The sequence below is a fragment of the Streptomyces sp. NPDC032126 genome (genome assembly GCF_055580085.1).
Genome location: NZ_JBVIMA010000007.1, coordinates 1 through 18,613, shown reverse-complemented (window position 1 = coordinate 18,613; position 18,613 = coordinate 1). Strand labels below are relative to the sequence as shown.

Annotated in this window: 14 protein-coding genes; 5 read left to right on the top strand and 9 right to left on the bottom strand. The window is 71.6% G+C overall.

The window, feature by feature from the left end:
- Positions 1–62: 62 nt before the first annotated feature.
- From glpK to ACZ5NW_RS25270, 5 genes are all read right to left on the bottom strand, one after another.
- Entirely contained in the window at positions 63–1,583 is a 1,521-nt protein-coding gene (gene glpK, locus ACZ5NW_RS25290) for a glycerol kinase GlpK (protein ID WP_468746200.1), read from the bottom strand.
- 19 nt (positions 1,584–1,602) lie between these two features.
- Complete coding sequence (locus tag ACZ5NW_RS25285; protein ID WP_468746199.1) at positions 1,603–2,352, bottom strand: MIP/aquaporin family protein; 750 nt, start codon at positions 2,350–2,352, stop codon at positions 1,603–1,605.
- A 512-nt stretch (positions 2,353–2,864) separates the two neighbouring features.
- Positions 2,865–4,532 carry an EAL domain-containing protein gene (locus ACZ5NW_RS25280; RefSeq protein ID WP_468746198.1) on the bottom strand — a complete coding sequence of 556 codons (1,668 nt, stop codon included), beginning with the start codon at positions 4,530–4,532 and terminating at the stop codon, positions 2,865–2,867.
- A 109-nt stretch (positions 4,533–4,641) separates the two neighbouring features.
- Positions 4,642–5,832 (bottom strand): lipid-transfer protein, encoded by a 1,191-nt coding sequence (locus tag ACZ5NW_RS25275; protein WP_468746197.1) that lies wholly within the window; start codon positions 5,830–5,832, stop codon positions 4,642–4,644.
- Positions 5,829–6,254, bottom strand: coding sequence for a Zn-ribbon domain-containing OB-fold protein (locus ACZ5NW_RS25270; RefSeq protein ID WP_468746597.1), 426 nt, complete (start codon positions 6,252–6,254; stop codon positions 5,829–5,831). The genes ACZ5NW_RS25275 and ACZ5NW_RS25270 overlap by 4 nt, the downstream gene beginning before the upstream one ends.
- A gap of 109 nt (positions 6,255–6,363) precedes the next feature.
- Between ACZ5NW_RS25270 and ACZ5NW_RS25265 the strand changes: the two genes are divergently transcribed.
- Entirely contained in the window at positions 6,364–7,173 is an 810-nt protein-coding gene (locus tag ACZ5NW_RS25265) for a M15 family metallopeptidase (protein WP_468746196.1), read from the top strand.
- Positions 7,174–7,220: 47 nt separating this feature from the next.
- A complete protein-coding gene (locus ACZ5NW_RS25260; RefSeq protein WP_468746195.1) occupies positions 7,221–7,757 on the top strand; it encodes an NUDIX domain-containing protein in 537 nt (178 codons plus the stop codon).
- Here the strand turns inward: ACZ5NW_RS25260 and ACZ5NW_RS25255 are convergent.
- A complete protein-coding gene (locus tag ACZ5NW_RS25255) occupies positions 7,748–10,129 on the bottom strand; it encodes a glycoside hydrolase family 31 protein (RefSeq protein ID WP_468746194.1) in 2,382 nt (793 codons plus the stop codon). The genes ACZ5NW_RS25260 and ACZ5NW_RS25255 overlap by 10 nt on opposite strands.
- A 214-nt stretch (positions 10,130–10,343) precedes the next feature.
- Between ACZ5NW_RS25255 and ACZ5NW_RS25250 the strand changes: the two genes are divergently transcribed.
- Positions 10,344–12,311 (top strand): acetoacetate--CoA ligase, encoded by a 1,968-nt coding sequence (locus ACZ5NW_RS25250; RefSeq protein WP_468746193.1) that lies wholly within the window; start codon positions 10,344–10,346, stop codon positions 12,309–12,311.
- A gap of 6 nt (positions 12,312–12,317) precedes the next feature.
- Here the strand turns inward: ACZ5NW_RS25250 and ACZ5NW_RS25245 are convergent, their stop codons facing one another.
- Complete coding sequence (locus ACZ5NW_RS25245; RefSeq protein ID WP_468746192.1) at positions 12,318–13,637, bottom strand: aminotransferase class I/II-fold pyridoxal phosphate-dependent enzyme; 1,320 nt, start codon at positions 13,635–13,637, stop codon at positions 12,318–12,320.
- Between the two features lie 118 nt (positions 13,638–13,755).
- Here ACZ5NW_RS25245 and ACZ5NW_RS25240 point away from each other — a divergent pair, with 118 nt between their 5' ends.
- Both ACZ5NW_RS25240 and ACZ5NW_RS25235 read left to right on the top strand, forming a co-directional pair.
- Positions 13,756–14,964 (top strand): MFS transporter, encoded by a 1,209-nt coding sequence (locus ACZ5NW_RS25240; RefSeq protein ID WP_468746191.1) that lies wholly within the window; start codon positions 13,756–13,758, stop codon positions 14,962–14,964.
- 22 nt (positions 14,965–14,986) lie between these two features.
- The gene (locus ACZ5NW_RS25235; protein ID WP_468746190.1) at positions 14,987–15,877 is read left to right on the top strand and encodes a hypothetical protein; all 891 of its coding nucleotides are present in this window, start codon (positions 14,987–14,989) and stop codon (positions 15,875–15,877) included.
- A gap of 104 nt (positions 15,878–15,981) precedes the next feature.
- Here the strand turns inward: ACZ5NW_RS25235 and ptsP are convergent, their stop codons facing one another.
- Together ptsP and ACZ5NW_RS25225 are read right to left on the bottom strand one after the other, a co-directional pair.
- Positions 15,982–17,652 (bottom strand): phosphoenolpyruvate--protein phosphotransferase, encoded by a 1,671-nt coding sequence (gene ptsP, locus ACZ5NW_RS25230; protein WP_468746189.1) that lies wholly within the window; start codon positions 17,650–17,652, stop codon positions 15,982–15,984.
- Between the two features lie 99 nt (positions 17,653–17,751).
- Positions 17,752–18,201: a PTS sugar transporter subunit IIA gene (locus tag ACZ5NW_RS25225; RefSeq protein WP_468746188.1), complete on the bottom strand. Its 450-nt coding sequence runs from the start codon at positions 18,199–18,201 to the stop codon at positions 17,752–17,754.
- Positions 18,202–18,613: the final 412 nt, after the last annotated feature.

Genomic DNA, 18,613 nt, shown 5'->3' with positions numbered 1-18,613 from the left:
CGTACCCCCGCCGACCGGGGTACGGGCCGTGAGTCACCGCGAGGCACCACGCGTGCGTGCGCCTACTCCGCGCCGTCCTCCACCCAGCCGAAGCTCTTCTCCACGGCCTTGCGCCAGTTGTGGAACTCGCGCTCCCGCACCGACGCCTCCATGGCCGGCGTCCATTCCGCGTCCTTCTGCCAGTGCGCCTTCAGCTCGTCCAGGTCGTTCCACACCCCGGTGGCCAGCCCGGCCGCGTAGGCCGCGCCCAGGCACGTGGTCTCGGAGACCTTCGGCCGGATCACCGGGACACCGAGCACATCCGCCTGGTGCTGCATGAGCAGGTTGTTCTTCGTCATGCCGCCGTCCACCTTCAGGGTGGTGATGTGCACCCCGGAGTCCTGGTACATGGCGTCCACGACCTCGAGGGTCTGCCAGCTCGTCGCCTCCAGCACCGCACGCGCGAGGTGCGCCTTCGTGACGTAGCGGGTGAGGCCCGTGACGACACCGCGCGCGTCGGAGCGCCAGTAGGGCGCGAACAGACCGGAGAACGCGGGCACGATGTACGCGCCGCCGTTGTCCTCGACGCTCGCCGCCAGTGTCTCGATCTCGTCAGCCGTACGGATGATCCCGAGCTGGTCACGGAACCACTGCACGAGCGCACCCGTTATGGCGATCGCACCCTCCAGACAGTAGACCGGCGCCTCCTCACCGATCTTGTAGCCCATCGTCGTCAGCAGCCCGTTCTTCGACGGCACCGGCCGGTTGCCGGTGTTGAGCAGCAGGAAGCTGCCCGTGCCGTACGTGTTCTTGGCCGTGCCCACGTCGTAGCAGGCCTGGCCGAACACCGCGGCCTGCTGGTCGCCCAGCGCCGACGCGACCGGCACGCCGGCGAGCTGGCCCACCGCCGTGCCGTAGACCTCGGCGGAGGACCGGATCTCCGGCAGCACCGCCTCGGGCACGTTCATCGCCGACAGGATGGACGTGTCCCACTGGAGGGTGTCCAGATTCATCAGCATGGTGCGCCCGGCGTTCGTCACGTCGGTGACGTGCCGGCCACCGTCGGTTCCACCGGTCAGGTTCCAGATGAGCCAGGAGTCGATGGTGCCGAAGGCGATCTCGCCCCGCTCGGCGCGGCCGCGCAGCCCCGGCACGTTGTCCAGGAGCCAGGCGGCCTTGGGTCCGGAGAAGTAGCTGGCCAGTGGCAGCCCCGTCTGCTCGCGGAAGCGGTCCTGTCCGTCGGTGCCGCCCAGTTCGTTGCAGAGCGCGGCCGTCCGCGTGTCCTGCCAGACGATCGCGTTGTGCACGGGCTTGCCCGTGGCGCGATCCCACAGCACCGTCGTCTCGCGCTGGTTGGTGATGCCGAGCGCGCTGATCTGGTCGGCCCGCAGGCCCGCCTTGGCGATCGCTCCGGCGACCACGGCCTGCACCTTGGACCAGATCTCGGTGGCGTCGTGCTCCACCCAGCCGGGCTTGGGGAAGATCTGGCGGTGCTCGCGCTGGTCGACGGCGACGATCGCACCGTTCTGGTCGAAGATGATGCAGCGGCTCGAGGTGGTGCCCTGGTCGATTGCGGCGACGTACTTCGCGTCGTTGTCCGTCATGGCTCCCCTTGGGCTGGGTTCAGAAGGCTGCGTTGTAGATGAGGCCCGCGAGCGCCCCGCCGATGAGCGGGCCGACGACCGGGATCCACGCGTAGCCCCAGTCGGAGGTGCCCTTGTTCGGGATCGGCAGGAAGGTGTGGACGATGCGCGGTCCCAGGTCGCGCGCCGGATTGATGGCGTAGCCCGTGGGGCCGCCGAGGGAGAGGCCGATACCGACGACGAGCAGGGAGACGATCAGCACGGTCGTGCCCGACTCGCCGAGTCCCTTGGTCAGACCGAAGGCGAGGATCGGCAGGACGAGTCCGATCGTCGCGATGATCTCGGTGATCAGGTTGGCGATCGGATTCCGGATCTCCGGGATGGTGGAGAAGATGCCGAGCGTGGGTGTCGGCTCCTCGGCCGGGCCCTCGGCGGAGTCGTCCCGACGGACGTTCGCCTGGAACTGCGCCAGATACACCAGGTAGGCGAGGACCGCGCCCAGCATCGCCCCGACGATCTGCCCGAGCAGATACACCCAGACCTTGCCCCACTTGCCCGTGTCGATGGCGATGCCCAGGGTGACGGCCGGGTTGAGATGACCGCCCGAGAGGGGAGCGGCCGTGTACGCGCCCGCCAGCACGCCGAACCCCCACCCGAACGCGATCACCACCCATCCCGAGGCACGCGCCTTGGAGTGCTTGAGGGTGACGGCGGCGCAGACGCCCGCGCCGAAAAGGAGCAGGATCGCGGTGCCGATGACTTCGCCGACGAAAATGTCTCCGTTGCTCATGGCGGCTCCTAGGCCCGGCCCGGGGTGATCGACCCCGGTACTTAGTGCAGGGTGCGGTTCCCGTGGCTTCTATGGCCAGGGCAGGGTGTCCCGCGCCCCGCCCGGCGTCCGTGACGAGCGTGCCGTCGTGGCCGAATCGCCTGGGGTGAACGGGCCCTGAAACGAGCAGCCCGCGCGGAGCATGCCTGGATCCGCCGAAAATGTACGGCGATGTCGGCTACACCGGGAAGTGTTCACCGGTGCACAGGGGGCGTCAAGGGTCCGACCGCAATGGTTGTTCACCATGGCGGGGGACCCGGCCCGACCGCTCGGCGCCGGACTGGGCCGAGGCGCCCAGCCACCGGCCCCGGGCCGCTTCCGCCCCGCCCGGGGTGTCACAAGGTCCGTGCAGGCTGCACCGATTCAGCCATCCCCACACATCACCGCACCCCCACAGATCACCTGAGCCACTCCAGCACCGCCACCTTCGAAACACCCCACCGATCACCTGAGCCCCTACGGCACCGAGCACCTCAACCCACCCCCGGCTCCACCCCCACCCGCTGCGCCCCACCCCTCGGCATCGCCCCCGACCCGCGCCGGATCTCATGCCCGGGCATCCCCGCGCGGCCCAGCACCCAGCTCGGCCCGGACAACGACTTCGCCGCCTTCTTCAGCGGCGCCAGACAGGCCGCGGCCTGCCGGTGGTCCATCACGCTGCCCGGCGGACACACGACCGTGGCCAGCGACAAGGTGACCGACCGCCCACCCGCGGACCACGGCACGTCCAGCACCGAGGAAGCCACCGCGTCCAGCCCTTCCGGATCCGCCAGGACCAGGAAGTCGTCCCCGCCGATGTGCCCCACGCGCGTGCCGCCGAACTGTTCCTCCGCGGCCGCGAACTGCAGCGCCCGTCCCACCGACCGGATGAGGTCGTCGCCCGCGGCGAACCCGGCCCCGTCATTGACCTGCTTGAAGTGGTCGATGTCCAGCCAACTCAGCGCGAACGTCCGCCCGCCCGTGATCCTCCGGTCCACCTCGTCGCCGATCACGTCGGAGCCGGGCAGCCGCGTCAGCGGATTCAGCCCGGCCGCCTCCTCGACCCGCGTCTCCGCCAGCGCCCGTACGAGATCGGCGAGCCGTACGACGCCCACGCACCGCCCCTGCCCGTCGACGACGGCGACGTCGTCCGAGGTACGGTCCCGGTCGCCGACCGCGACCACGTCCAGCACCTCCCAGGCCGTGGCGTCGATGCCGACCGTGCGCGGCGGATCGCCCAGCTTGGTCGCCGGCCGGTCGGCGTAGAGCGCGTGCCCGTACCGCCCCGACATGGACAGCAGGAAGCGCGAGCGGTGCAGCGAGCGCACCGGCACCCCCGCCCGGTCCACGAGCAGTACCCCGGACACATTGGGCGACCCGGTGAGCAGGGCCCGCACCTGACCCGCCGACGCGACGGCCGGCAGCAGCGCGGCGGGCCGTACGAACTCCCGCACGAACGGCCCCGACCGCGGCATCGCGGCGCCACCCTGGGCGCGGGGCGGAACGTATACGTCCGCGGCCGGCAGTCGGGCCGGCGGGGCGAACAGCTCGCCCTGGGCCAGCTGGGCCCCGGCCGCCCGGGCGACCTCGCACTGCCGCTCGGTCTCCACCCCCTCGACGGCCAGCAGCGCGCCCAGCTCGTCGCACAGCGTCCGCATCGCGCGCACCGCGGCGGGCAGCGCCAGCAGGGACGCGTCCAGCTTCACCAGGTCCGGCCCGAGGTCCGTCAGCAGGCGCAGCGGTACGTCACCGTCGCCCACCCCGTCCGCACTGATCCGGAAGCCCTGCGCACGCAGCGTGCCGACCGCCTCCAGCAGGGCCTGCTGCGGCACATGCGTGTACGGCGGGACGACGTCGAGCGTCACCTCCCAGGGCAGTCGCCCGGCCTCGCGGACGGCGTCGTGCAGGGACGGGAGTCCGCCCAGGTCGGCCAGGGTGCCCGCGAACACGTTCACGTGCAGCGGAAGCAGCGTCTCCTTGCGGGCGGCCGAGCGTACCGCCAGCACGGCCAGCCTTCCGTCGAGTTCGGGATCGCGACGGGCCTGCGCGAGGACGTCGCCGGTCTCCGGGCGGGCAAGGATCTCCAACCCGGCGACTCCTCCGGTGGTCAGGTTGACCACCGGCTGGAAGGCGAAACGGACAGTATCCGTCCAGGAGTGCACGGCAGCATGATGGCGCTCCTGGCGTACGCCCAGGCGCAGTTCATAAGACGTTCACGCAGGATTCCGGGGCGGTCACGGAGCGTGCGAAGGAGGCCAGACCGCATTGTCCTCAGCGCACCGCGATCACCGCCGATCCATGACCGAACAACCCCTGGTTCGCCGTGATCCCCACCCGGGCCCCCGGTATCTGACGGGCACCGGCCCGCCCTCGCAGCTGCCAGGTGAGCTCGCACACCTGGGCGATCGCCTGGGCCGGCACCGCCTCCCCGAACGACGCCAGACCGCCGCTCGCGTTCACGGGTATGCGCCCGCCCACCGCGGTCGCGCCCTCCCTGAGCAGCTTCGCGCCCTCGCCCGCACCGCACAGCCCCAGATCCTCGTACCACTGCAACTCCAGAGCGGTCGACAGGTCGTAGACCTCCGCCAGCGACAGATCCTCCGGGCCCACCCCCGCCTCCTCGTACGCCGCCCGGGCGATCGACGTCCGGAAGGGCTCGGCGTCCGGCTCCACCGCCACCGCCGAGTCGGTCGCGATGTCCGGGAGATCCAGCACCGTGGTCGGATAGCGAGGCGTCACCGTCGACACCGCGCGGATCCGCACCGGGTCGGCCACCCCGTGCCGACGTGCGAACTCCATGCCGGACAGCACCAGCGCGGCCCCGCCGTCCGAGGTGGCGCAGATGTCGAGCAGTCGCAGCGGATCAGCCACTACGGCGGAGGCGGCCACCTCCTCGGCGGTGACCCGTGCGCGATAGCGCGCGTTCGGATTCAGGGCGCCCATGGACGAGTTCTTCACCTTGACCCGGGCGAAGTCCTCCGGCGTGTCTCCGTGCACGGCCATCCGCCGCCGCGCGTACAGGCCGAAGTACGCCGGATTGGTGGCGCCGAGCACCCGGAAGCGCAGCCAGTCCGGGTCGTCCGGCCGGTCCCCGCCCGCCGGCCGGAAGAAACCCTTGGGCGCGGCGTCGGCACCCACCACGAGCACCACGTCCGCGAGCCCCGAGAGGATCTGCGCCCGTGCCGCGTTGACCGCCTGGGCACCCGACGCGCACGCCGCGTACACACTCGTGACGCGGGCACCCTGCCAGCCCAGCGCCCTGGCGAAGGTCGCTCCCGCCACATAACCGGGATATCCGCCACGCACCGTGTCCGCGCCGACGATCGAGTCGACCTCCCGCCACTCCAGCCCGGCGTCGGCCAGTGCCGCCCGGGCCGCCACCACTCCGTACTCGACGAAGCCGCGTCCCCACTTGCCCCACGGGTGCATCCCCGCGCCGAGCACCGCCACCTCTGCCGTCATGCCCTCACCCCCGTCGGCCGCCAGTGCCAGGTCGTCCAGGTCGTCTCCGCGTCCTGATGGAGCACGCCCGGCACCGCCTCCACCTCCATGCCCACCGTCAGATCGGCGACGGTGACCCCGGGAGCCGCCTGTCCGAGCACCACGATCCGCTCCACGGCCAGCTCCACAGCGATCAACGCGTACGGCTCCCACGGAAGTTCCGGGTTCGTCACATAGGGTGACGGCGGCCGGTACCGGGCATCGGTGTACGACCAGACGCGTCCGCGCCGCGACAGGGGAACCTCCCGCAGCTCACCGCCCTCGCAGCCCGGATTGCGGCAGTGCGTGTCCTCGCGGGGGAAGAAGACCGAACCGCATGCCGAACAGCGTGTTCCGAGCAAGGTGAAATCCGCGCCGTCCCCGGTGAACCAACCGGCGACCACGGGTCTGGATGCGCGCGACAAAGGCCCTCCCCCACGAGATCTGACGGGACGTCAGGAGTCTGGCACGCGTACTGGAAAAAGGGCAGACGGCCCTGAAAGATGCAGGGGCATGACTCGACTCTCCAGCGCAGTACGCGGCGCCGTCACCGCGCTCGCCGCCCTGCTGGCCGTCACCGCGGCACCCGCCGGCGCCCGCGCCCACAGCGACCCCAAGGCGCCCGCCGACTTCGTCGCCCTCAGATCCGTGGATCCGACGATCATCGAGGAGATGCGCTACTTCACCCCGCACAACTTCGTGGGGGAGCGCATCGACGGCTACCGGCAGCCCCTGTGCATCCTCACCCGCCCGGCCGCCGAAGCCCTCCACCAGGCGCAGACGAAGCTCCTGCGCCAGGGCTACACGCTCAAGGTCTACGACTGCTACCGGCCGCAACGCGCCGTCGACCACTTCGTCCGCTGGGCCGAGGACCTCGACGACGAGGCCATGAAGCAGGAGTTCTACCCGGACGTCGACAAGACCCGCCTGTTCGAGGACGGGTACATCGCCGCGAAGTCCGGGCACAGCCGGGGCTCGACGACGGACCTGACGATCGTGAGGCTCCCGGCGAGGCCCACCCGCCCCTACCACCGGGGACAGGCGCTGGTGCCGTGCTACGCGCCCCAGAAGGACCGCTTCCCGGACAACTCCGTCGACATGGGCACCGGATTCGACTGCTTCGACACCCTCTCCCACACCCTCGACCCACGCGTCCAGGGCGTACAGCGCGCCAACCGGTTGCTGCTGAAGAACACCCTGGAGGGCGTCGGGTTCGTGAACCTCGCCGAGGAGTGGTGGCACTACACCTTCAAGCCCGAGCCGCACCCGGACACCTACTTCGACTTCCCGGTCTCGGCGGCGTCCCTCACCAGGGGAGGCTGAACCGTCCCGGAGAGACGGCCTCCCCGTGATCGGATACAGTCCGCCGCGTGTCCGAACTTCAGCACACCACTTCGAACCCCGCACGTGACTCGCATTGTTCGAGCTGCGGAGCGCCCTACGGGGAGGGCGTCACCGGCTGGCCCCGCACCTGCCCCGCCTGCTCCGCGGTGGCCTACCGCAACCCGCTGCCGGTCGCGGTCGCGCTCCAGCCCGTCTACGACACCCGGGGCACCGCCCTCGTCGTCATCACCCGGACCGTCGCACCCGCGCGCGGGGGCATCGCCCTGCCCGGCGGCTACATCGACGACCGCGAGGACTGGCGCCAGGCCGTCGTGCGCGAGCTCAAGGAGGAGACCGGCATCGACGCTGCGAGCCGCGACGTACGGCTCGCCGACGCGATGAGCTCGCCCGACGGACACCTGCTGCTGTTCGGGCTGCTCCCGGAGCGCCCCGCCGACCGCCTGCCCGCCCGGGCCGCCACGGACGAGACGGAGGGCTGGCATCTCCTGCGCAGGCCCGAGGAGCTCGCCTTCCCGCTCCACACGCTCGCTGTCCGGGCGTTCTTCGAGGGCCGCTACGTCTGAGCCCCGAGCCCCCCGAGTCCACGTATGAGGACCGGGTGGGACGGCTCGCGCACGCCGTCGTCGCCCTCGCGTTCGACGACCACCTCCCGGCCCTCCCAGCGGGCGACGTACCGCTCGATCTCCGGCTCGTCCCAGCCGTCGCCCGCGTCCAGCACCACCAGACCGCCGCCCGTCCGACCCCGGGCGGGCGCCCACACCTCCAGCGCCGGCCGGCCGTCCTCCCCACGGACCGGCAGCACCGCGCCCGCGCGCGCGAGCACCGGGATCCTCGACAGGGGCGCCTCGATCAGCACCTGCCCCGGACCCTCGTACGACCGCCCCGTCGCCGTGTCGTACCAGAGCCCCCTCGGCAGCGGCACCGCCCGCCGGTCCGCGCCCGGATCCAGCACCGGCGCCACCAGCAGACAGTCGCCCAGCAGGAACGCGTCCTCACACGCGCGCAGCGCGCGGTCCTCCGGCGCACCCCACCACACCGGACGCACATAGGGCGCCCCGGTGCGCCGCGCCAGGTGCGCCAGCGTCACGAAGTACGGCAGCAGCCGCCGGCGCTCCAACAGCGCCACGCGCGCGTGCTCCAGCACCTGCGCACCGAACTCCCACGGCTCCCTGCGCCCGGCCCGCAGACTCGCGTGGGTACGGAACAGCGGCAGATACGCGCCCAGCTGGAACCAGCGCAGGTACAGCTCCGGCGACGGGCTGCCGTCGAACCCGCCGACATCGGGGCCCGAGTACGGCACGCCGCACAGCCCCAGCCCCAGGACCAGCGACAGCGACGCCCGCAGCCCCGGCCAGCCCGTGGCGACATCGCCGGACCACGTGCCGCCGTAGCGCTGCAGACCGGCCCAGCCGGACCGGGAGAAGACGAACGGCCGCTGCTCCGGAGCCAGCGCGCGCAGCCCCTCGTAGCCCGCCCGGGCCATGCACAGGCCGTACACGTTGTGCCCCTCGCGATGGTCACCGCCACGCCCCTCCAGCGCGTGCCGGGCCGAACGCGGCAGCGTCGTCTCCCCGAAGGCTGCGAAGGACGTGGGCTCGTTCATGTCGTGCCAGAAGCCGGCGAAGCCCTGCGCGAGCCGCTCCTCGTAGAGCCGACCCCACCACGCGCGCACACGCGCGTGCGTGAAGTCAGGGAAGACCGCCTCGCCGGGCCACACCACACCCCTCACCGGCCGCCCCGAGGCGGCCTCGCGTACGAACGCGTCCTCGGCCGCCCCACTGTCGTACACCTCGTTGCCGGGCGCCGCCTTGACCGCAGGGTCCACGATCGACACCAGCCGGATCCCGTCCCGCCGCAGGTCCTCGGCGAGCCCGGGCAGCTTGGGGAAGCGGTCCTGGTCGACGGTGAACACCTGGTGGTCGTCGTAGTGGTCGATGTCCAGGTGGACGGCGTCGAGCGGCAGATCGTGCTCCTGGTATCCGGCGACGATCCGCCGCACCTCCTGCTCGCTGCCGAAGCCCCAGCGCGCGTGGTGGTGGCCCAGCGCCCACGCGGGAGGCACCGCCGGCGGACCGGTCAGCGAGGCCCAGGCGAGCAGCACGCGCGCGGGGGTGCCCACCATCACCCAGCAGCGCAGCGGGCCACCCGTCATGCGCAGCTCGCACGTCCCGGCCCGGTCGTGCCCGGAGCCGGCGCCCTCCTCGCCCTCCCGCAGCGTCACGGTGCCGTCCCACGTGTTGTCGTGGAACGCCAGATGCGTGCCCGCGTCGGAGACCACCATCTGGACCGGCATCGTGATGTAGAGCGGATCGTCCTCGGGGTCGAAGGGGGTCCCCGGGTCGGTGTTCCACAGGCGGTACGTTCCGTCGCGCAGGCGCGGCCCCGACGCCCGGCCGCCCAGCCCGAAGAACCGGGCGTCCGCTCCCACCTCCGAGCGCTGCATCCAGCGCGCCGGACCGCCGTCCTCCGGCTCCCACCAGCGCGGCGGCTGATCACGGCGCAGCGACACACCGCCCGGCGTGAGAACCTCGACCGCGCCGTGCCGTGAGACCACCACCGTGACCCGCTCGGCCACGACCCGCCAGCCGCCGTCCTTGTCCGGCTCCAGCACGGCCCGTGGATCGGGCTCCGGACAGCGGCCGGCCAGCGCGTACGACGGCTCGGGCCCGGCCCCGTCCCAGCCCCAGAACACCGCCCCGTTCACGGCGACGACGATCCGCAGCTCCGAGCGGCTGAACCGGACCGTGCCGCCGCCCGGCCCGGGCTCCACCTCCCGCACCACACCGGGCACCCGCGCGCGTTCCGCGCCGCGCGGCGGCAGCGCGGCGGCGTCCGCACGCCTGCGCCGCCACGCGGCCCGTACGGTCCGCAATCCCTGGGCCGTGCCCGCGGAACCCACCGACTTCATCGAACGCACCAGGTCACGACCGTCCATGCTGTTCACCCTGCCATTCGGCCGCCCACGCGCGCGTGTCGTTCAACTGCCGTTCACCCGTGCTGGGACCACATCTTTGCGACACGGACTATGTGGGGCGCACCCTGGTGTAGAAGTCGATCACATGGCATCGTCCGTGTCAGCCGCGTCACGCGCACACCCCAGCACGTGCGCGGTCGACGCACACGACGCGCACAGTCCCGGGAGCCGCCCCATGTCGACCGAGAACCCCCAGCCGCTCTGGCAGCCAGATCCCCAGCGCATCGCGCGAGCACAGGTCACCAAGTTCCAGGCCTGGGCCGCCGAACGGCACGGAGCCCCCTCCCAGGGCGGTTACCCGGCCCTGCACCGCTGGTCCGTCGACGAGCTGGAGACCTTCTGGAAAGCCGTCACGGAGTGGTTCGACGTACGGTTCTCGAGCCCCTACGCGCGCGTGCTCGGCGACCGCTCGATGCCGGGCGCCGAGTGGTTCCCCGGGGCGACCCTCAACTACGCCGAGCACGCCCTGCGCGCGGCGGAGACCCGAGCGGACGAGCCGGCTCTCCTGTATGTCGACGAGACCCACGACGCGCGCCCCGTGACCTGGGCCGCGCTGCGCCGACAGGTCGGGTCCCTGGCCGCCGAGCTGCGCGCCCTGGGGGTGCGTCCCGGCGACCGCGTCAGCGGCTACCTCCCGAACATCCCTGAAGCCGTCGTGGCCCTGCTCGCCACGGCCGCCGTGGGCGCCGTGTGGACCTCCTGCGCCCCCGACTTCGGCGCTCGCAGCGTCCTCGACCGCTTCCAGCAGGTCGAACCCGTCGTCCTGTTCACCGTGGACGGGTACCGCTACGGCGGCAAGGAGCACGACCGCCGCGACATCGTCGCCGAACTGCGCCGCGAGCTGCCCACCCTGCGCGCCGTCGTCCACATCCCGCTGCTCGGCACCGAAGCGCCCGAAGGGGCCCTGGACTGGGCGGCCCTGACGGCCGCCGACACGGAGCCCGTCTTCGAACAGGTGCCCTTCGCGCACCCCCTGTGGGTGCTGTACTCCTCCGGCACGACCGGCCTGCCCAAGGCCATCGTCCAGTCCCAGGGCGGCATCCTGGTCGAACACCTCAAACAGCTCGGCCTGCACTGCGACCTGGGCCCCGAGGATCGTTTCTTCTGGTACACGTCGACCGGCTGGATGATGTGGAACTTCCTCGTCTCCGGCCTTCTCACGGGCACCACGATCGTCCTGTACGACGGCAGCCCCGGCTATCCCGACACCGGCGCCCAGTGGCGCGTCGCCGAACGCACCGGCGCCACCCTCTACGGCACCTCGGCGGCCTACGTCATGGCCTGCCGCAAGGCCGATGTGCACCCGGCGCGGGACTTCGACCTCACCAAGATCCAGTGCGTCGCCACCACGGGCTCCCCGCTCCCGCCCGACGGCTTCCGCTGGCTGCACGACGAGGTCCGCGACGACCTGTGGATCGCCTCCGTCAGCGGCGGCACGGACGTGTGCTCCTGCTTCGCGGGAGCCGTCCCGACCCTCCCCGTCCACACCGGGGAGCTCCAGGCCCCCGGCCTCGGCACCGACCTGCAGTCCTGGGACCCGGACGGGCACCCCGTGATCGACCAGGTCGGCGAACTCGTCGTCACCAACCCCATGCCGTCCATGCCGGTCCACTTCTGGAACGACCCCGACGGCAGCCGCTACCACGACAGCTACTTCGACACCTACCCCGGCGTGTGGCGCCACGGCGACTGGATCACCATCACCTCGCGCGGCTCCGTCGTCATCCACGGCCGCTCCGACTCCACGCTCAACCGCCAGGGCGTCCGCATGGGCTCGGCCGACATCTACGAGGTCGTCGAGCGCCTCCCCGAGATCAAGGAATCCCTCGTCATCGGCATCGAGCAGGCCGACGGCGGCTACTGGATGCCCCTGTTCGTGCATCTGGCACCGGGAGCCGTCCTCGACGAGGCCCTCCTGGACCGCGTCAAGCAGACCATCCGGGAACAGCTCTCCCCGCGCCACGTCCCCGACGAGATCATCGAGGTACCCGGCGTCCCGCACACCCTGACGGGCAAGCGCATCGAGGTCCCGGTCAAGCGCCTCCTCCAGGGCACCCCGCTGGAGAAGGCGGTCAACCCGGGATCCATCGACAACCTCGACCTGCTGCACTTCTACGAGGACCTCGCCCGCAAGCGGGCCTGACCGGCATCAGCCCCCGTAGGTGGCCTCGGACTCGCCCAGCACGACGGCGAAGTCCGAGGCCAGCCGCACCGCGTCGGCCGGCTCGAGCTCGGCGACCGAGATCCGCACCCCCGTCCCCGCCGCCAGCCGGAACCGCGCCCCGGCCGCGACCCACCAGCCGTACGAGCGCAGCCCGTTCGCCACGGCCGACTCGTCCCGCACCGGCGCCCACACGTTCATCCCGCTCGCCCCGTGCGCCGGGATCCCGCGCGCGGCCAGCTCCCGCAGCAGCACCGCCCTGCGCAGCGCGTACGTCTCCTTCGCGTTCTGCACCAACGCGCGCGTGCCGTCGTCCGTGAGAAGCCCGTACACGGTCTCCTGCAGCAGATGACTGACCCAGCCGGACGTGAGCAGCAGTCGCCCGTCGTGCCGGGCGAGCGTGGTCGCGTCACAGGCCGCCGCAGCCCAGCGCAGGTCGGTGCCCAGGAACTTGCTGACCGTCCGCACATGCACCCAGCGCTCAAGGCCGCCCGAGGCGAGCGTGAACAGCGGCGCGCCGGCGATCACGGAGGCGTGGTCGTTCTCCACGACCAGCACGTCCGGAGCGTCCCGCAGAACTTCCACGAGCGCGTCCCGCCGCTCCGGCGAGAAGCAGCCGCCGTACGGGTTCTGCGCGCGTGGGCTGCACACCACGGCACGCACGCCCGCGCGCACGGCCTCCCGCAGCGCGTCGGGACGAACGCCCTCGTCGTCGACGGCCACCGCAACGGTACGCAGGCCCAGCGCCGCCACCAGGTCGAGCAGATGGTGGTATCCGGGGTCCTCCATGGCGACGGCGTCCCCCGGGCGCAACTCCACCGACAGCAGCCGCCCGATCAGATCCAGCGCACCGTGCGCGAACGTCACGTGGTCCGTCGGAACGCCGTCGGGACGCAGCCACGCGCGCACCTCGTCCTCCAGCCGCGTCAGCCGAGGCGTGGACCGGTGCGAGCGCGCGCCCGGTGACAGCCGGGACGGCGGTACCAGCCCGGGCAGCAGCGCCGGGTCGGGATGACCGCCGGCCAGATCCCGAAGCCCTTCGGGCACCTTGGGGGGCCTACGGGACGCCACGGCCGGAACGGACGCCACCACGGTGCCCCCGCGTCCCCGGGTCACCACGATGCCCCGCGCGCGCAGCTCCTTGTACGCCGTGGCGACCGTCCCCGGGCTCACCCCGAGCTCGTCCGCCAGCCTCCGTACGGGGGGCAGGGCGACCCCTGGACCCAACGCGCCTTCGGACACGCCCCGTTCGACGGACGCGGCAATTGCCTTGGCCGTCGCCCCTGCGATCTCATATTGTGTTGCCACGTTGAAAAGTATGTATCAATACAAACTGCCGGTCAAGGCAAAGGGGGAGCCAGTGCCACCGATCCACCGCGCATTCACCTGGACGCAGCGCCTACCCGGAGGACGCGACGGACGCAGAATGCTGACGATCGCCTTCGTCGACCGCATCGGCAGCGGCCTCTGGGCGTCCGTCTCCGTCCTGTACTTCACCTACGTCTCCGATCTTTCCCTGGGCCAGGTCGGCACCCTCGTCGCCGCGGCCGGAGCCGTGGGCATCGCCGGCGCACCCCTCGGCGGCCGGCTCGCCGACCGGTTCCCGCTCGTCCGCATCCTGATCACCGTTCAACTCCTGCGCGCCCTGGCCTCCTTCGCCCTGCTGACCACGGACCACTACGCGCTCCTGCTGGCCTTCTCCGCCGTCGGCAGCCTCGGTGACCGGGCGGCCAACGTCCTCACCAAACTCTTCGCCGCCCGCGTCGCCGGCCCCGACCGCGTCCGCTACCAGGCCGTCCAGCGCACCGCCGCCAACGCCGGCTGGGCCCTCGGCGGCCTCGCCGCGGCCGCCGCCCTCGCCATCGGCAGCACCGCCGCCTACCAGTGGCTCCTCGCCGGCGACGCCCTGTCCTTCCTCGCCTGCGCACTCCTCACGCTCCGCTGCGGCGAACCGCGCACCGCCACCCGCACCGTGACCACCTCGAGGGACCCCGCACCCGCCCCCGCGACGGCCAACCCCTGGCGCGACCGCACTTACCTCGCCTACGTCGCGACCGAGACCGTCCTCTCCCTCCACGACGCGGTGTTCAAGATCGGCCTGCCCCTCTGGATCGCCCACGTCGGCGACGCCCCCCAGGGACTCGCCCCCCTGCTCATGGTCCTCAACAACGTCATGGTGGTCGCGCTCCAGGTCCCCCTCGCCAAGTTCGGCGCCACCACCCCGGCCGCCCGCGCCCTGCTCATCCCCCTCGCCGCCGCCTTCGCTCTCGGCGGGACGTCCATGGCCCTCGCCACCACCGGCGGCACCATCGCGACCACCACGCTCCTCACCGCCGCGGCCATGCTCTTCACCCTGGCCGAGATGCTCCACGCCACCGTCTCCTGGGAACTCTCCATCGCCCTGGCCCCCGACACCGCACAGGGCGCCTACCTCGGCGTCCACGGACTGGCCCAGTCCGCCCAACGCAGCATCGGACCACTCGCCGTCACCGCCGCCATCGCCACCGGCCCCCTCGGCTGGACCGCATTCGGCACCACCATCGCCCTGACCTGCGTCATCCAGCACCGCACCGTGCGCGACCGGCTTACACGAGGGCCGTTGTCAGTGCCGCCGGTTACTGTGAGTGAGCATTGATCGACTGCGCTCAGGGGGAAACATGGCGTACACCGACGACCAGACCATGCGACGCGTGCTGCGCCGCGAGATCGCCGGCACCATCGGCCTGCTCACGGACGAGCACGACTTCCGCGCCATGCGGCGCTACCGCACCTTCACCTTCGACGACCACACCACCTACCTCGAACAGGTCGAGGCACTCCTCAAGACCCGAGCCCTGCAGGGCAACCACACCACCCTGGCCCTCTTCGACCCCGTCGAGTACGCCGAATACTGCACCGACCACGGCCTCGACCCGGACGTCCCGGCGAACCGCTCACGCTTCACCGCCGAACTCGCCACCACCGGCCCCACCGTCCCCTACGAGGGCCAACCCCTCGCCGACCTCGTCCCCGCCCTCGTCGACGAAGCAGTCCGACAGGCCACCTGGGAGTACGCCGCCACCCTCCTCGCCCGCCTCGGCGCCTGCGCCTCCTGCGGCGAGGACATCGGCCGCGCGGCCTTCACCCGGGCCTCACACCTCCTCGTCCGGATCATCGACACCTCCCCACCCGGCAACCGGCACCTCGTCTGCAGCGTCACCGGAACCCCGGAAACACTCGTAGCAGTCCTCCACGCCGACCGGACCCCGGACGGGACGACCCAGCTCGACGAGGCGGAAGCCCTGGAATTCACCACCGTTCTCGCCCTCGGCCTCGCCACCAAGAGTCCAGGCGGCCTCGTCATGCGCACCAGCGCCCCCGGCGGCCCCGACCGGGTCTACGGCTGGCGGATCCGCGAGGACACCCTGGAAGCCCTCACCGCCGGCGAGGTCTTCGACGCCTACTGCACCGACATCGAATCCGGCGACCTCATCTCGCCCGAGTCCGACGTCGACTACTGCGAACCACCCGACCTCGGAGAGGAAGAGGCACCCGACCACCACCACTGAAGCGACCGGGGCGACACAGCAGAGGCGACACAGCAGAGGGGCGCCCCACCCAAGGCGGGACGCCCCTCAATACCACCACCGGCCGTCGCCGGGCCGAGTGCCGGCTACTCGCCCGACAGCACCGCCTGCGCCGCGACCCGCGCCTCCTCGGCGCTGTCGGCCGCACGCGCGGCCGCCGCGGCGCGCTCACACTGCGCCAGCGTGTACTTCGCCAGCGTCGCCCGCACATACGGAATGGACGCCGACCCCATGGACAGGGAGGTCACACCCAGACCCGTCAGCACACAGGCGAGCAGCGGGTCGGACGCCGCCTCACCGCAGACACCGCAGCTCTTGCCCTCCGCCCTCGCCGCCTCCGCCGACAGCGCGACGAGGTCGAGCAGAGCGGGCTGCCACGGGTCCTGCAACCGGGACACCGCACCCACCTGCCGGTCCGCGGCGAAGGTGTACTGCGCCAGGTCGTTCGTGCCCAGCGACAGGAACTCCACCTCCTGCAGGATCGACCGCGCACGCAGCGCCGCCGACGGAATCTCGACCATCGCGCCGAACTTCGCCCGCAGCCCCGCCGCACGGCACGCGTCCGCGAAAGCCCGCGCATCGACCCGGTCCGCCACCATCGGGGCCATGACCTCAAGGTAGACGGGCAGCCCCTCCGCGGCCTTCGCCAGCGCGGTCAGCTGCGTACGCAGGACCTCCGGGTGATCCAGCAGCGTCCGCAGACCGCGCACGCCCAGCGCGGGGTTCGGCTCGTCGGCCGGAGTCAGGAAGTCGAGCGGCTTGTCGGCACCCGCGTCCAGCACCCGCACGACGACACGGCCCTCGGGGAACGCCTCCAGCACCTGCCGGTAGGCCTCGACCTGCTTCTCCTCGGACGGCGCGTTCTTGCTGTCGTCCAGGAAGAGGAACTCCGTACGGAACAGACCGACACCCTCGGCACCTGCCTCGACGGCCGCCGGTACGTCCGCGGGACCGCCGACATTGGCCAGCAGCGGCACCTTGTGGCCGTCGGCCGTGGCGCCCGGCCCGGTCGAGGCGGACAGCGCGGCCTTGCGCTCGGCGGCCGCGGCCTCCAGCTGCGCCTTCTTCTCGTCGGTCGGGTTCACGAAGATCTCGCCCGTGCTGCCGTCGACCGCGATCACCGTGCCCTCGGCGAGTTCACCGGCGCCCGGCAGAGCCACGACGGCGGGCACGCCCAGCGCACGAGCCAGGATCGCGCTGTGACTGGTCGGCCCACCCTCCTCGGTGACGAAGCCCAGCACCAGGGTCGGGTCGAGCAGCGCCGTGTCGGCCGGCGCGAGATCCCGCGCGACCAGGACGTACGGCTCGTCGCTGTCCGGGACACCCGGCATCGGAACCCCGAGCAGTCGGGCGACGATACGATTCCGCACGTCATCGAGGTCGGCCACCCGGCCGGCCAGGTACTCGCCGGCACTCGCGAGCAGCTCGCGGTAAGCGGCGAACGCGTCGTACACAGCACGCTCCGCCGTGCTGCCGACCGCGATCCGCCGATCCACATCGGCCATCAGCTCGGGGTCCTGGGCCATCATGGCCTGTGCTTCGAGCACCGCCTGGGCCTCGCCCCCCGCCAGATTGCCGCGCGCCATCAGGTCGGCCGCCACCGCGTCCACGGCCTGGCGGGCACGCCCCTGTTCGCGCTCCGCCTCCTCGGCCGGGATCTGCTTGGCCGGCGGCTCCAGGACCGCCGTACCCATGTGCCGAACCTCGCCGATCGCCACACCGTGACTCACGCCGACGCCTCGCAGCGTTGTCTCCATCTCACCCGTCTCCGATAGTGCGGCGGGTCCCGCCGCCGCGGTGGTTGTCCTACCTGCCGTCAGGCGACGGCACCGGCATCGCTGCCCGGAAGAAAAGCGTCACTGCCAGGAAAAGAGAACGTCGTCGGCCTTCACGTCGCCGGAGTCACGGAGCTCGCCGAGCGAGTCGGCCGTGGCTTCCAGCGCCACGACGGGGCACACCGGAGACTTGCCGGCGGCCTCGACGGCGGCCGGGTCCCAGCGCACGACAGCCTGACCGCGGGTCACGGTGTCGCCCTTGTTCACAAGGAGCTCGAAGCCCTCGCCGTTCAGCTGAACGGTGTCGATGCCGAGGTGGGTGAGCACACCGTGCCCCTCGGCGTCGACCACGACGAAGGCGTGCGGGTGGAGGGAGACGATGACTCCGTCCACGGGGGCGACAGCCTCGGAGGGCTCACGTACCGGGTCGATCGCGGTGCCCGGGCCGACCATGGCCCCGGAGAAGACCGGATCCGGCACTGCGGCCAGTCCGATGGCGCGTCCTGCCAGCGGGGACGTCACGGTGGTCATGGGAAGCCTCCCAGGGGTGGAGTTGTGCATGGGCCGTCACTGCCTGTCCCGGACGGCGCACTGTGCAGCAGGGTATGTCATATGAAGTACCGGTTCCGCATGAGAGTACCGTCCGTGGTCTAGACCACTACCCTAATCGATTTGCACGCCCTGCGGGACCGCGTGTACAGTCGTACTCCTGCTTGAGGTTGAGCGTCACGGTTCCGTGCGCTGATCAGGCAGCACCCAAACTTGTCAGATCCTATCTCGGGGTCATCTTCTGCATGCCTGCAGGACGGTGGTCAGAGGGACGGAAAAACACTGATAGAGTTTGGAACACCGAAGGGAAGCGCCCGGAGGAAAGCCCGAGAGGGTGAGTACAAAGGAAGCGACCGTTCCTTGAGAACTCAACAGCGTGCCAAAAATCAACGCC